Source organism: Streptomyces sp. NBC_01288, assembly GCF_035982055.1.
GTDB lineage: Bacteria > Actinomycetota > Actinomycetes > Streptomycetales > Streptomycetaceae > Streptomyces.
The window spans coordinates 532,506-545,037 of record NZ_CP108427.1 but is presented as its reverse complement, the minus strand read 5'-3'; the positions used below and the strand labels follow the sequence as shown (position 1 = coordinate 545,037).

11 protein-coding genes are annotated in these 12,532 nt (G+C 70.6%); 4 read left to right on the top strand and 7 right to left on the bottom strand.

The genetic code is table 11. From position 1 onward, the window contains the following. Nucleotides 1–19: 19 nt before the first annotated feature. Nucleotides 20–1,063 carry an L-glyceraldehyde 3-phosphate reductase gene (gene mgrA / locus OG194_RS02550; protein WP_327399151.1) on the bottom strand — a complete coding sequence of 348 codons (1,044 nt, stop codon included), beginning with the start codon at nucleotides 1,061–1,063 and terminating at the stop codon, nucleotides 20–22. Between the two features lie 302 nt (nucleotides 1,064–1,365). Between mgrA and OG194_RS02545 the strand changes: the two genes are divergently transcribed. Both OG194_RS02545 and OG194_RS02540 read left to right on the top strand, forming a co-directional pair. Further along, nucleotides 1,366–2,775, top strand: coding sequence for a cytochrome P450 (locus OG194_RS02545; protein ID WP_327399150.1), 1,410 nt, complete (start codon nucleotides 1,366–1,368; stop codon nucleotides 2,773–2,775). 137 nt (nucleotides 2,776–2,912) lie between these two features. Then, nucleotides 2,913–3,971 carry an LLM class flavin-dependent oxidoreductase gene (locus OG194_RS02540; protein ID WP_327399149.1) on the top strand — a complete coding sequence of 353 codons (1,059 nt, stop codon included), beginning with the start codon at nucleotides 2,913–2,915 and terminating at the stop codon, nucleotides 3,969–3,971. Between the two features lie 5 nt (nucleotides 3,972–3,976). Here OG194_RS02540 and OG194_RS02535 read toward each other — a convergent pair whose 3' ends face one another. Continuing rightward, entirely contained in the window at nucleotides 3,977–5,257 is a 1,281-nt protein-coding gene (locus tag OG194_RS02535) for an amidohydrolase family protein (RefSeq protein ID WP_442811481.1), read from the bottom strand. An 83-nt stretch (nucleotides 5,258–5,340) separates the two neighbouring features. Between OG194_RS02535 and OG194_RS02530 the strand changes: the two genes are divergently transcribed. Then, complete coding sequence (locus OG194_RS02530) at nucleotides 5,341–6,516, top strand: Lrp/AsnC family transcriptional regulator (protein ID WP_327399147.1); 1,176 nt, start codon at nucleotides 5,341–5,343, stop codon at nucleotides 6,514–6,516. Nucleotides 6,517–6,566: 50 nt separating this feature from the next. Further along, nucleotides 6,567–7,364 carry an alpha/beta fold hydrolase gene (locus OG194_RS02525; RefSeq protein ID WP_327399146.1) on the top strand — a complete coding sequence of 266 codons (798 nt, stop codon included), beginning with the start codon at nucleotides 6,567–6,569 and terminating at the stop codon, nucleotides 7,362–7,364. Here OG194_RS02525 and OG194_RS02520 read toward each other — a convergent pair. Genes OG194_RS02520 through OG194_RS02500 form a run of 5 tightly spaced genes read right to left on the bottom strand, consistent with a single transcriptional unit; the run spans nucleotide 7,318 to nucleotide 12,526 of the window. Continuing rightward, nucleotides 7,318–8,106 carry an IclR family transcriptional regulator gene (locus tag OG194_RS02520; protein WP_327399145.1) on the bottom strand — a complete coding sequence of 263 codons (789 nt, stop codon included), beginning with the start codon at nucleotides 8,104–8,106 and terminating at the stop codon, nucleotides 7,318–7,320. The genes OG194_RS02525 and OG194_RS02520 overlap by 47 nt on opposite strands. Continuing rightward, a complete protein-coding gene (locus OG194_RS02515) occupies nucleotides 8,103–8,894 on the bottom strand; it encodes an alpha/beta fold hydrolase (protein WP_327399144.1) in 792 nt (263 codons plus the stop codon). Before OG194_RS02515 ends, OG194_RS02520 begins: the two co-directional genes overlap by 4 nt. Then, a complete protein-coding gene (locus tag OG194_RS02510; RefSeq protein ID WP_327399143.1) occupies nucleotides 8,891–9,922 on the bottom strand; it encodes an ABC transporter ATP-binding protein in 1,032 nt (343 codons plus the stop codon). The genes OG194_RS02515 and OG194_RS02510 overlap by 4 nt, the downstream gene beginning before the upstream one ends. Continuing rightward, the gene (locus OG194_RS02505) at nucleotides 9,915–10,949 is read right to left on the bottom strand and encodes an ABC transporter ATP-binding protein (protein WP_327399142.1); all 1,035 of its coding nucleotides are present in this window, start codon (nucleotides 10,947–10,949) and stop codon (nucleotides 9,915–9,917) included. Before OG194_RS02505 ends, OG194_RS02510 begins: the two co-directional genes overlap by 8 nt. After that, on the bottom strand, nucleotides 10,946–12,526 hold the full coding sequence (locus tag OG194_RS02500; protein WP_327399141.1) for an ABC transporter substrate-binding protein: 1,581 nt from the start codon (nucleotides 12,524–12,526) through the stop codon (nucleotides 10,946–10,948). The genes OG194_RS02505 and OG194_RS02500 overlap by 4 nt, the downstream gene beginning before the upstream one ends. Nucleotides 12,527–12,532: the final 6 nt, after the last annotated feature.

Sequence of the window (12,532 nt, the reverse complement as noted above, 5' to 3'; positions counted from 1 at the left end):
GCCACCGGCACCTTGAGGTTCACCCGAGTTTCCCAGTACGGGCGTCCTGCCACAGGTCGACCCCGCCGTCGACGGCGTACGAGTCGATCTCGGCCAGTTCCTCGGCGCTGAAGGCGAGGTTGTCCAGCGCGGCCACGTTCTGTTCGAGCTGCTCCGTACGGGACGCGCCGATGACGAGCGAGGTGACCCGCTCGTCGCGCAGCGCCCAGGCGAGCGCCATCTGCGCCAGGGTCTGACCGCGCCGCCCCGCGATGTCGTTCAGCGCGCGCAGCCGCCGGACCATGTCCTCCGTCAGCCAGCCCGCGTCGAACGACGTGCCCTGCGCGGCCCGCGACCCCTCCGGGATCCCGTCCAGGTACCGCCCGGTCAGCAGCCCCTGCGACAGCGCCGTGAACCCGATGACCCCGAAGCCGTCGTCCCGCGCGGCGTCGAGCAGCCCGTCGTCCTCGATCCACCGGTTGAGCATGTTGTACGACGGCTGGTGGATGAGGAGCGGTGTGCCCAGCTCGCGGAGGATGGCGGCGGCCTCACGGGAGCGCTCCGCGTCGTAGGAGGAGATGCCGACGTAGAGGGCCTTGCCCTGGCGGACGGCGGTGTCCAAGGCGCCCATGGTCTCTTCGAGCGGGGTGCCGGCGTCGAGGCGGTGGGAGTAGAAGATGTCCACGTAGTCGAGGCCCGTGCGCTTCAGCGACTGGTCCAGCGAGGCGAGGACGTACTTGCGGGAGCCGCCGCCCTGACCGTACGGACCGGGCCACATGTCCCAGCCGGCCTTCGTGGAGACCACCAGCTCGTCCCGGTACGGTGCGAGGTCCTGCTTCAGCAGCCGGCCGAAGTTGGACTCGGCGGCGCCGTAGGGCGGGCCGTAGTTGTTCGCCAGGTCGTGGTGGGTGATGCCGAGGTCGAAGGCGCGCAGCGCGATCTCGCGCTGCGTCTCGAACGGCCGGTCGTCACCGAAGTTGTGCCAGTAGCCCAGCGACAGCAGGGGCAGGTCGAGCCCCGAGCGGCCGGTGCGGCGGTAGCGCATGGTGCCGTTGTAACGCTCAGGATCTGCGACGTGGGTCATCGGGGGGTCTCCGCGAGGTGCATGAGGGGGTGGTGTCGCCGGGGTGATCGACATGTCCACTGTGCCCCCGCGCGATTCCCGAGTCCAACCGTTCCTCGCCATGGGATTCAGCGATGCCGTCGTTGAATCCGGTGCCTCGGAGGAGTTGGAGCGGGTCCGCGGAGCGGGAGGCCCGTGAGATCGCGGCGCGAGGCGACGCGCTTCGGAGTGTGACGGAGGGATCACTTCCGGATTGCATTCCGGAAGGTGATCTTGGGCAGTGATGCGGACGTTTGTGGTTGCCTCCCTCACGAGGAGATCAGTTGAGCACCCCCGTCACCTCATCCGCCGACGCCCCCGCTCCCACCCCCGCCCCGACCGCTCCCGGCGGCCTGCCCCTGATCGGACACGGCCACCGGCTGGCCCGCGACCCGCTGCCGTTCATCACCTCGCTGCGCGAGCACGGCAGCGTCGTCCGCATACGCATCGGTCCCACCCCCGCCTACGTGGTCACCGACCCCGCCCTGACCCGGCGGGTCCTGGTGACCGACGCCGCGGACTTCACCAAGGGCGGGAAGATCATCGACGCGCTGCGGGTCTTCTTCGGCGACGGGCTGGCCACCGTCGCCGACGGGGACACGCATCTGCGCAACCGGCGTCTGATGCAGCCGATGTTCAACAAGGCGCACATCGCCGAACGCGGCGACGCCATGATCGAACGGGTACGGGCGCTCGTCGCCGCCTGGCCCGCGGGGCAGCCCCGCGATGTGTACGCGGACATGAACGCGATCACCCTGGCCGCGTTCCTGGTGGCCCTCTTCGGCACCGATTTGCCGGGGCAACTGGCGGGCGAGTTCACCGCCCTCATGCCGGCCATCATGGAAGGAACGATTCGGCAGACCATCCTCCCGGCCTGGGTGACCCGCCTGCCACTGCCCATGAACCGCGCCCACGCCGAGCGGGTCGCCCGGCTGCGCGCGCTGATCGACCAGGCCATCGACCACCACGGCACCGGTGACGCGGCACCCGCCGAGGCGACGGGCTGCCCGCACGCGGACCGGGGCGAGAAGAAGCCCGGCCTCTTCGAGACCCTGCTGGCGGCGGAGGAGTCGCTGGGCCGTCAGCAGCTCCAGGACGAGGCCATCACCCTGCTGACCGGAGCGATCGAGACCACCGGCACCACGCTGGCCTGGACGCTCTACGAGATCACCCGGAACCCCGACATCGAGCGACGGCTGCGCGAGGAACTGGACTCGGTGTGCGGCGACCGGCCCCTGCGCCACGAGGACCTCGATCAACTCCCGTACTCCCGAAGGGTTTTGCAGGAGGCCATCCGAAAATACGGGCCCGCCTGGATGGTGACCAGAACCGCCGCCCGTGACGTCGACCTGGGCGGCCACCGCATCCCCCGGGGCGCCGACGTGATCTGGAGCCCCTACCTGCACCAGCACGACCCGGACCACTTCCCCGACCCCGACACCTTCGACCCGGACCGCTGGACACCCGAGCGCGCCCCGGCCACGCGGGGCTCCTTCCTCGCCTTCGGCGACGGCCGCCGCAAGTGCATCGGCGAGAACTTCGCCTGGGCCGAACTCCAGATCATCCTCGCGACCGTCCTGCGGACCTGGCCCCGCCTGGAACTCACCTCGCGTCCGCCCCGCGCCCAGGCCGTCGTGACCGTCAAGCCCGACACGATGACCATGGCGTTCCTGCCGTCGACCGCCCCGGCGTAGTCGCGCCCGGGACCGGGGTGCCCGTGACCTTCCGGGGCGCGGGCACCCGCGTCGGCCTCCGGCCGTACCGTGCGGGCGGACCGCTCAGCGGACCGCAGACGTTTGGCGGCCCCTCACTCGTCCTTAGGGTCCTCTCCATGAACAGCGACATATCGGAGAGCCGCGACGAGGGCCCGCTGCGGATCGGCGTGCGCGTCCCGCCCTGCGACCGGGCGGACCGGGTGGCCCGGACCGTACGGCGGGCCGAGGAGCTCGGCTTCGACCAAGTGTGGTTCCCCGACTCGCAGTTGCTGTGGCGGGACGTGTTCACCACACTCACCGCGGCCGCCTTCGCCACCGAGCGCATCGGCCTCGGCACCGCCGTCACCAACCTCGCCACCCGGCACCCGTCCGTCGTCGCGTCGGCCGCCCGCAGCGTCGCCGAACTCGCGCCCGGCCGGTTCACCCTCGGCCTCGGCGTCGGCAACAGCTCCGTCGCACCGATCGGCCTGCGCCAGACCGGCTCGGCGGAACTGCGCGAGGGCCTGAGCATGCTGCGGGCCCTGCTCGACGGGCGCGACTGGGACTTCGAGGGCAAGGTCCGCTCACGGCTGCGCGACCCCCAGCCGTCCGTGCCGCTGCATCTCGCGGCGAGCGGGCCGCGCAACCTGCGCCTCGCCGGTGAGATCGCCGACGGCGTCATCCTGCTCAGCGGAGTCTCACCGCGCACCCTGGCCGCCGCCACCGCCCGGGTGCGGGAGGGCGCGGAATCGGCCGGCCGGAGCGCGGAGGCGTTCCCGGTGACCGTGTCCGCGTTCTGCGCGGTGACCGACGACATCGAGGCCGAGGCCCGCCTGATCAAACCGATCTGCGCCTCGATCGCCCAGAACGGCGGCGCGTCCTTCCTCGCCCTCGCCGGCATCGACGTGGACGTCCCGGCGACAGTGGAGGGCGTCTACCCGGACCTCGTGCACGCCGAGGACTGGGACGCGGCCGTCAGAATCTGCTCGGCCTGGATCAGCGACGAGGCGGCCGTCCGCTTCGCCGAGGAGTTCTGCCTGATCGGCACGGCCGCACAGATCACCCAACGCCTGCGCACCCTGCGCGAGTTGGGCGTCACCGACGTCTTCCTCCAGCACGTCGGCTCCTACGACCTGCCCACCGACCTGATCGAGACCGTCGGCTCCTCGGTCCTGCCGGCCCTCCGCCGGGGATGAGACCGTCAGTGGGTTCCCGCCGCGGGCAGCAGATCCTTGCGTACGACGCCGTCCTGGACGACACACACGATGTTGCCGGGATCGCCGAGCACGCCGATGTCCGCGAGCGGGTCGCCGTCGCACAGAATCAGGTCGGCGGTCTTGCCGACGGTCAGGGTGCCGAGCCGGTCGGACAGGCCCAGAAGCTCGGCCGAGGTGCGGGTACCGGCGACGATCGCCGTCATCGGGTCCATGCCGAGGTCCACGAGGAAGCGCAGCTCCAGCAGGTTCTGGCCGTGCGGGCAGACCGCCGCGTCGGTGCCGAGCGCGATGCGGGCGCCCTGGTCGATGGCGCGGGCGATGTTCTCCTTGGTGATGCCCGACCAGCGGACCTTCTTCTGGTAGTGGTGCTCCGGCATCAGGTCCTTGTCGATACCCGCGAACACCGTGGACAGCGTCGGCACGACGAACGTGCCCCGCTCGCCCGCCAGGTCCAGCGCCCGCTCGTCCAGGCCGTAGCCGTGCTCGATGCTGGTGACACCGCCGAGGATGGCGTTGATGATGCCCGCGGTGCCCTGCGCGTGGGCGGCGACCGGCTTGCCGCCGTGGCGTCGGCACTCGTCCACCACGGCCCGGATCTCCTCCTCCATCAGCCCCTCGTCCTCGGGCTGGTCGTAGGGGCTGGCCATGCCGCCGGACGCGCAGATCTTGACCACGTCGGCGCCCGCGCGGAGCACCTTGCGCACGGCGAGCCGGGACTCGTCCACGGTGTCGGCCAGTTCGGCCATCTCGCCGCCGCTGAGGTCGGTGCCGTCCAGCATGCGGAAGTCGGCGTGCCCGCCGGTGTGGCTGATGATCCGTACGGCGGTGTGCAGCCGGGGGCCGACGATCCGCCCGGTCTCCACGGCCGTACGGAACCCGGTGGACAGTCCGCCCAGGTCACGGGCGGTGGTGATGCCCGCGTCCAGGGTCTGCCGCAGCCGGGTCGCGGTGTCGTAGGTGACGAGGACCGGATCGAGTTCGCCGCGCCGCCCGGGAGGCGAGCCCTGCGCGTACGCGAGGTGGGTGTGGCAGTCGAAGAACCCGGGGAGCACGGTCCGGCCGCCGGCGTCGATGATCCGCACCGCGGAGCCGTCACCGGGCACGGGTGGGGCCGTAGCCGCTGGTCCGGCGTAGGTGATCGTTCCCTCCGCGTCCGCGACGACGACGGCGTCGGTCACCGGGAGCGCACCGGTACCGTCGACGAGGCGGGCGTTCTCGACGCGCAAAATGGTCCGAAAGGTCTCTTGCGTCATGGCATCCGTCATGGTGGGGCCGAATCACTCCTCGGTATCAGGAACCTCGGTGTCGGGGAACCTCGCTATCAGGAACAGGCGAAAGGGAGTCTGCAATGGACGAGATAACCCCGCGCTACGGTGCAGCTTCCGATCCTGATTTCAGTCGGGCGCGCAGGAATACGCCGTCCCAGGAGGCGCAGGATTTCGCTGCCGCGGATCTCGACGAACTGGACCGCGGAGTCGTGCACGCGCTACAGATCCACCCCCGCGCCCCGTGGACCCTGGTCGGCGACGTCCTCGGCGTGAACCCGGTGACGGCGGCCCGGCGCTGGCAGCGGCTGGAGGAGGCCGGGCTCGCGTGGGTGACCGCCTACCCGAGGCTGTCGGACTCCCGGATCGTGGTGACGGGCATCGTCGAGGTCGACACCGAGCCCGGCGTCGCGGAGGACGTGGCCCGCGCGCTCGCCGCCGAGCACGCCGTGGCCAACGTCAAGATCACGGCCGGCGGCCGCGACGTCGTGACCGCCGTACAGACCCGGGACCTCGACGAACTCGCCCACCTCACCACCCGCCTCTTCCAGCAGACACCGGGCGTCCGCGCCACCCGCACGCACGTCTCCACCGGCGTCCCCACCGAGGGCAGCCGCTGGCGCCTGCGCAGCCTCGACGCGGCCCAGTGCGCGCGCATCGAGGCGAGCCACGCCTCCGACATCCCGCCCGACCCGGGCACCGCGAGCACCACGCCCTGGGACTCCCTGGACGCGCAGATCCTCGAACTCCTCAGCTCCGACGGCCGGATGTCGATCCGCGCCCTGGCGACCGCCACCGGCGTCGGCGTCACCACGGTCCGCCGCAGACTCCAGTCGCTGCTGGCCTCCCGTGTGAGCCTGCGCTGCGACCTCGCCCGGCGGCTGTCCGGCTGGCCACTGGCGGCGGTGTACTTCGCGTCCGTGCCCGCCCTGCACCTGGAGGAGACCAGCCGCGTCCTGTCGGGCATACGGGAGGTCCGCTCGTGCGCGATCACCGCGGGCCCGCACAACCTCGTCATCGACGTCTGGCTGCGCGCGCTGGCCGACGTGCACACCTTCGAGGCACATCTGTCGCGCAGGCTGCCACGTCTGGTGATCGACGACCGCTCGGTGGTCCTGCGGACGGTGAAGCACATGGGCCGGATCCTGGACCGCGACGGCCGCTGCGTCGGCGTCGTCCCCCTGCGCGAACCCCAGGGAAGCCACCTCCCCACCGACAGCCTCCTCGCCGTACCGGACGACAAGCGCCTCTGGCGATAACACCGGGCACCTCGAACCACCCCCTTCCTGAAGGCAGTTGAGGAGCACTGATGCGGTCCACGTACATCCCCGGCGCCGGCGGCCACCTGCGCTGGATCGACCTCCCGGGCGACGGCCCCGCACGGGTGTACCTCCACGGACTGGGCTGCGCGGGCTCGGCCGACTTCACGGGGATCGCGGCTCTCCACGGCGGACGGTCGATCGTCGTCGACCTCCTGGGACACGGCTTCAGTGACCGCCCGCAGGACTTCCCCGGCACGCTGGAGGCGCACGCCGAGACGGTCGCCGCTCTCCTGGACCACGAGGGCATCAAGGACACGGTCCTCGTCGGACACTCGATGGGCGGCGCCATCGCGATCGTCCTCGCGGCGACCCGCCCCGACCTGGCCTCCCGGCTCATCGTCGCCGAGCCCAACCTGCGCGCGGGCGGCGGACTCTACAGCGCGGCCATCGCCGCCCAGTCCGAGGAGGACTTCGTCAGCCGCGGATACCGCACGGTCCTGTCGACACTGGACCCCGACTACGCCGCCCGCGTCCGCACGTCGGACCCCGCGATCCTCCACCGCAGCGCCGTCAGCCTGGTACGCGGGACGACTCCGGGCACGGCGGAGCTCTTCTACGGCCTTCCCCAGCCCCGGGTGATGCTGATCGGCACCCGCAGCCGCCCCTACGCGGACGAGCCCGCCGTACGGCAGGCCGGCATCCCGGTCGTAGACGTCCCCGACGCGGGCCACCACATGATGCGCGACAACCCCGAGGGGTTCGTGGCGGCCTTGGCCGAGAGCGGTGCGGGGGCAGGTGCTAGAGGGGAGCGCGGAGGGAGTCGTAGCGAGCGAGTCGGGTCGTGATGACGCTCGATGCCTGGGTGAGGGCGGTGAGCAGGCGGGTGATCCTGCTGCCCGCCGTGGGCGCGATGACCGACAGCGCGCCCAGGTAGGCGCCGCCCGCACCGCGCACGGGAACCGCGACGGCGAGGTAGCCGAGGCGCCGCTCCTCGACCTCGACGGCGTAGCCCTGCTCCCGAACGCGCTTGAGTTCACCCGGCAGTTGGGCCGGGCCGAGCGTGTGCGGGGTGCAGCGGACCATCTGGGGGAGGACGCTCGCGAGCGGGTACTGCTCGGGGAGAAGCGCCAGGGTGAGCTTGCCCGCGGCGGTGCTGTGCAGTTGCAGGCGTCGGCCGTCGGCGGTGGACCGGGCGTGATTGCGGTGCGTGCCGAGGTTCTCGACGCAGAGCAGCTCGGAGTCGTGCGGGATCGCCAGGATCACGGCGTTGTCCAGGGTCTGCGCGAGGCCCTCGATCACCGGCCTGGCCGCCTCGCGCAGGGTGCGCTGCTGCGGAGAGCGCAGGCCCATCGTGTAAAGCCGTACGCCCAGGCGGTAGTTGCAGCCGTCCCGCTCCAGGAAGTCGGTGGCGACGAGTTCTTGGCACAACCGGTGCACAGTGGCCTTCGCGATGCCGGTACGCGACCTCAGCTCGGCGAGGCCCAGCGAGAAGTCGTCGTCACCGAAGGCCGACAGGATCAGACTCACCTTGCCGAGCACCGAGTTGGGCCGCTCGCCGGACTCCCGGACCGCGCCGGCGGTGGTCATCCCGCCGCCACCCAGTCCAGGATGTGCCGGGAGAACTCCCCGGGGAGCTGCTCCGGCACGGGGACATGTCCACCGGGAATGACCCGGGTCTCGCAGCCGGCGTCGGCGAACTTCTCCAGGCCCGGCATCGAGAAGTGGTCGCCGGACGCGCAGACGGCGAGGGTGCGGGCGGTGACGAGGGGCAGCCGCTGGTCCATCATCGAACCCCGTACCGCCACGTGCCCTTCCTCGACCCGGTCCAGCACGGTCAGCGCGTCGATCATGAACCGGTTGAGGGCGGCCTCCTCGCCGGGCTCGTAGAACTCCCGCCTGCGGTTCCAGAGTTCGATGAGGTGTGAGCCGTCGGGCTGCGGGACGACGTGGTCGACGGCCTTGCGCCGGCCGGCCGAGCGGCGCTTCTCCTCGTCGATGAAGGGGGTCGCGGACAGGAACAGACTCGCCACCCGCTTCTGGTGGCGCGCGGCGAGTTCCACCGCGATGACCCCGCCGGTGTGATGGCCCACGAGATGGAAGCGCTCCAGGCCGAGTTCCTCGATCAGCGCGTCGGCCGCGTCGGCGAACCGGTCGATCGAGTGCGGCCCGTCGGGTTTCGCGGAGGCCCCGAAACCCAGGGTGTCCATGGCGATGGCCCGGTGCGTGGCCCCGACATAGGGGAGTACATCCAGGTACTCGGTCCAGGAGCGCGGTGTCTGATGGAGCATCAGAACCGGTTCGCCCGTGCCGCATTCGACATAGTGCAGCTGACCGAACGGGCTCGATACGTAGCCGCGGTGCAGCGTGTCCGTCATGAGTGACCCCCTGGTTTGTGGCACGCGGTCAGATGGCCGGGTGCCTGTTCGGTGAGCGCGGGGCGTTCGCTGCGGCAGTGGTCGTCGGCCAGCCAGCAGCGGGAGGAGAAGGGGCAGCCGGTCGGAATGTCGGTCGGCGAGGGCAACTCGCCCTTGAGGACGATCTGTTCGCCCGGCCCGGTGTCATCGCCGGGTTCGAGGACCGAGGAGAGCAGTGCCATCGAGTACGGGTGCTGCGGAGCCTCGAACAACTGCTGTGCCGGGGCGATCTCGACGATCGAGCCGAGGTACATAACTGCCACCCTCTGACTGAGGTGGCGGACCACGCCGAGGTTGTGCGAGATGAACAAGTAGGCGATGCGGTCCCGCTGTTGGATCTCCTGGAGCAGATTGAGGATCTGTGCCTGGATGGAGACGTCCAGCGCCGACGTCGGCTCGTCGAGGACGATCACCGACGGCTGCGGGGCCAACGCCCGGGCGAGCGCGAGGCGTTGACGCTGACCGCCGGAGAACTCGTGCGGATAACGGCCGGCCGCCGCCGAGTCGAGGCCGACCTCCTCCAGGACTTCCGCCAGCCGCTCGCGGCGCTCGGTGCGCGGCACCCCGCGGGCCCGCAGCGGCTCCTCGATGCTGGAGCCCACCGGCAACCGGGGGTTCAGCGAGCCGTTGGGATCCTGGAACACCATCTGCACCGCACGCCGGAACGCCTTGAGGTCGGCGCTCTTCGGCTTGTGCGTCATGTCCTTGCCCTCGAAGCGCACGGCGCCCCGCGTGGGCCGGTACAGCCTGGTGGCGATCCGGCCGAGCGTGCTCTTGCCGCACCCGGACTCGCCGACCAGGCCGACCGTCTCACCAGGGTTCAGGGCCAGCGAGATGTCGTCCACGGCCCGGACACCGGAACGGCCCGGGCGACGGCCGAACTCGTGGCCGATACCGGCGAGTTCGAGCAGTGGCGGCACTTCGGTGTCCGCCGTAGGCGGCGGAGCCGTCGGTTCGGCCACTGTCAGATCCAGTCGCGATTCACTCATCGTTTCCTCCGGCTGCGGTCGGGGCGTCCTCGATGTCACGCCAGCAGCGCGACACCCACCCTTCGCCGACGGGCCGCAACGGCTGGGGCTCGGCGCAGGCGTCGGCGGCCAGCGGACAGCGCGGCGCGAAGCGGCACCCGGGCAACCGGCGGGCGTCGTCCGTGAGTTGGCCGCGGATCGCGGTGAGCGGGGTGCCGTCGCCCTCCCGCATCCGGGGCACCGCCGCGAGCAGCGCCCGCGTGTACGGATGCCGGGGCGCGTTCAGCACCTGCTCGACCGTGCCGGACTCCACCGCCTGACCGGCGTACATCACCTGCACGCGGCTGCACATGGCGGTGATGACACCGAGGTCGTGCGAGATGAGCAGCATCCCCATGCCGTGCTCCTCCTGGAGCGAGCGCAGCAGTCGGAGGATCTCGGCCTGCACGGTGACGTCGAGGGCGGTCGTCGGTTCGTCGGCCAGCAGCAGGCGCGGGCTGCCCGCCATCGCGATGGCGATGACCACGCGCTGGCGCATGCCGCCGGACAGCTCGTGCGGGAACTGCCTGGCCCGGCGCTCGGGAGAGGGGATCTCCACCAGGCGCAGCAGGTCCACGGCCCGCTCCTGTGCTTCCTTCCGGCCGGCCTTGCCGTGGATGCGCAACACCTCGGCGACCTGCGCGCCGACCCGCATGCACGGGTTGAGCGAGGTCATGGGCTCCTGGAAGACCATGGCCACGCGGTCGCCGCGCAGGTTCTCCAACTCCTTGGGCGCGCTGCCCAGCAGATCCGTGCCGCACGCCTCCAGCCGGTCGGCGCGGACGTCGGCGCCCGAGCCCAGCAGCCCCATGGCGGCGAGGGCGACGCTGGACTTGCCGCAGCCGCTCTCGCCGATCAGGCCCACCACTTCGCCTTGTTCGACGCGGAGATCCACGCCGGAGACGACGTCCGAGCCGCCGAATCCGATGTGCAGTCCGGAGACGTCGAGGACCGGCCCCGTGCCACCGGGCTCGGTGGCACGGGCGGGCGTCAAGGTGTCGGCCTTCACTGGGACAGCCAGGCGTTTTTGAGGTTGAGGCGGGTCGCCGTCGCGTCCGGCTGGTAGCCGTGCAGCTTGTCGCTCCACGCCTCGCCCCGCACCGCCTTGGCGTACGGCACCAGGAGGTAGGCCTCGTCGGCGATGTACTGGGCGAGCTGGTGGTAGAGCGTGACCCGCTTCGCGTTGTTCTGCTCGCTCTTCGCGGCGGCCATCAGGTCCCACAGGTGCTGGTCCTTGACCTTGGTCGCCGGGCTGCCCTTGGCGAACCACAGGTCCAGGTACTGGCTCGGGTCCGCGTTGAGCACGCTGGTCATCATCACCATGTCGGTGTACTCGCCGGCCAGCACCTTCGGCACGACACTCGCGAACGGCACGAGTTTGAGGTTGAGCGTGATGCCCACCTTGGACAGCTGCGCCTTCATCAGCTCCATGGCGGAGATGTCGGGGCCGTAGGCCGGGTCGCTGGGGGCGAGCAGTTCGATGGTGACCTTGCTCTTGCCCGCTTCCTTGAGGAGCGCGATGGCCTTGCTCTGGTTCTGCTTGTACATCGGGTCGGCGGTGGTGGGCGTGATGCCGTACGGGTCCTGCGGCGGGATGACGTAGCCGAAGGTGGCCGAGCCGCTGCCCAGCGTCTTGATCAGGGTCTCGCGGTCGATGGCGAGGTTGAACGCCTCCCGGACCCGCTTGTCGGCGAGGGGTCCGCTGAGGGTGTTCATGTTGAGCCAGATGCTGGAGACGATGGGTCCGTTCGCCTCGGTGACACCGCTGGTGGTCTTGACGTCGCTCACCATGCGCAGGTCGCGGAAGGACAGCAGCTGCACCGAGTTGGAGCGCAGCGAGGCGACGCGCGAGGTCTCGTCGGGGATGAGCCGGTAGATCACCGTGTCGAGGTACGGCTTCGGCTTGTCCCAGTAGCCCTTGTGGCCGGAGAGCTCGATGGAGATGCCCTTCGACCACTTCTTCAGGGCGAAGGGGCCGGTGCCGTTCTCCGTCTGCTTGAGCTGGTTGCCGGTGCGGGACGTCGTCCACTTCTTGCTCATGATGGCGCCGCTCCACGGGCGGGCCAGGAAGTTGTACAGCGACGGCTGCGGGGTGCTGAGCTTGATCTCGATGGTGCTGGCGTCCGGCGCGGTCACCGTCTTGATCTTGTACTGCTGGGTGTACGGCGACTTGATCGAGGGGTCCATCAGCCGCTCCAGGCTGAAGATCACGTCGTCGGTGGTGAGCTTGGTGCCGTCGTGGAAGGTGATCCCGTCGCGGAGCGTGAACCGGTAGGTGGTGGAGTCCACCTGCTGGTAGCTCTTCGCGAGCCCGGGCTTGATCTGGCCCTTGCTGTCCAGGCTCAGCAGGCCCTCGTAGAACTGGGCGACGATCTGCTGGTCGAAGTAGGCCTGGGCCACCTGCGGGTCGAAGCCGACCGTGGGCTCCCCGTCGAGCCCGATGGTGAGGGTGCCGCCGCTGACCGGCTTCCCGGAGGTCTTGGTGGCCGTGGTGGCCGTACCGCCGCAGGCCGCCAGCATCAGGCCGGCGAGTGTGCTGCCGCCGAGGGCCAGCGCGTTTCTGCGGGAGAGGGTGTGGTTCGTCATCATGAC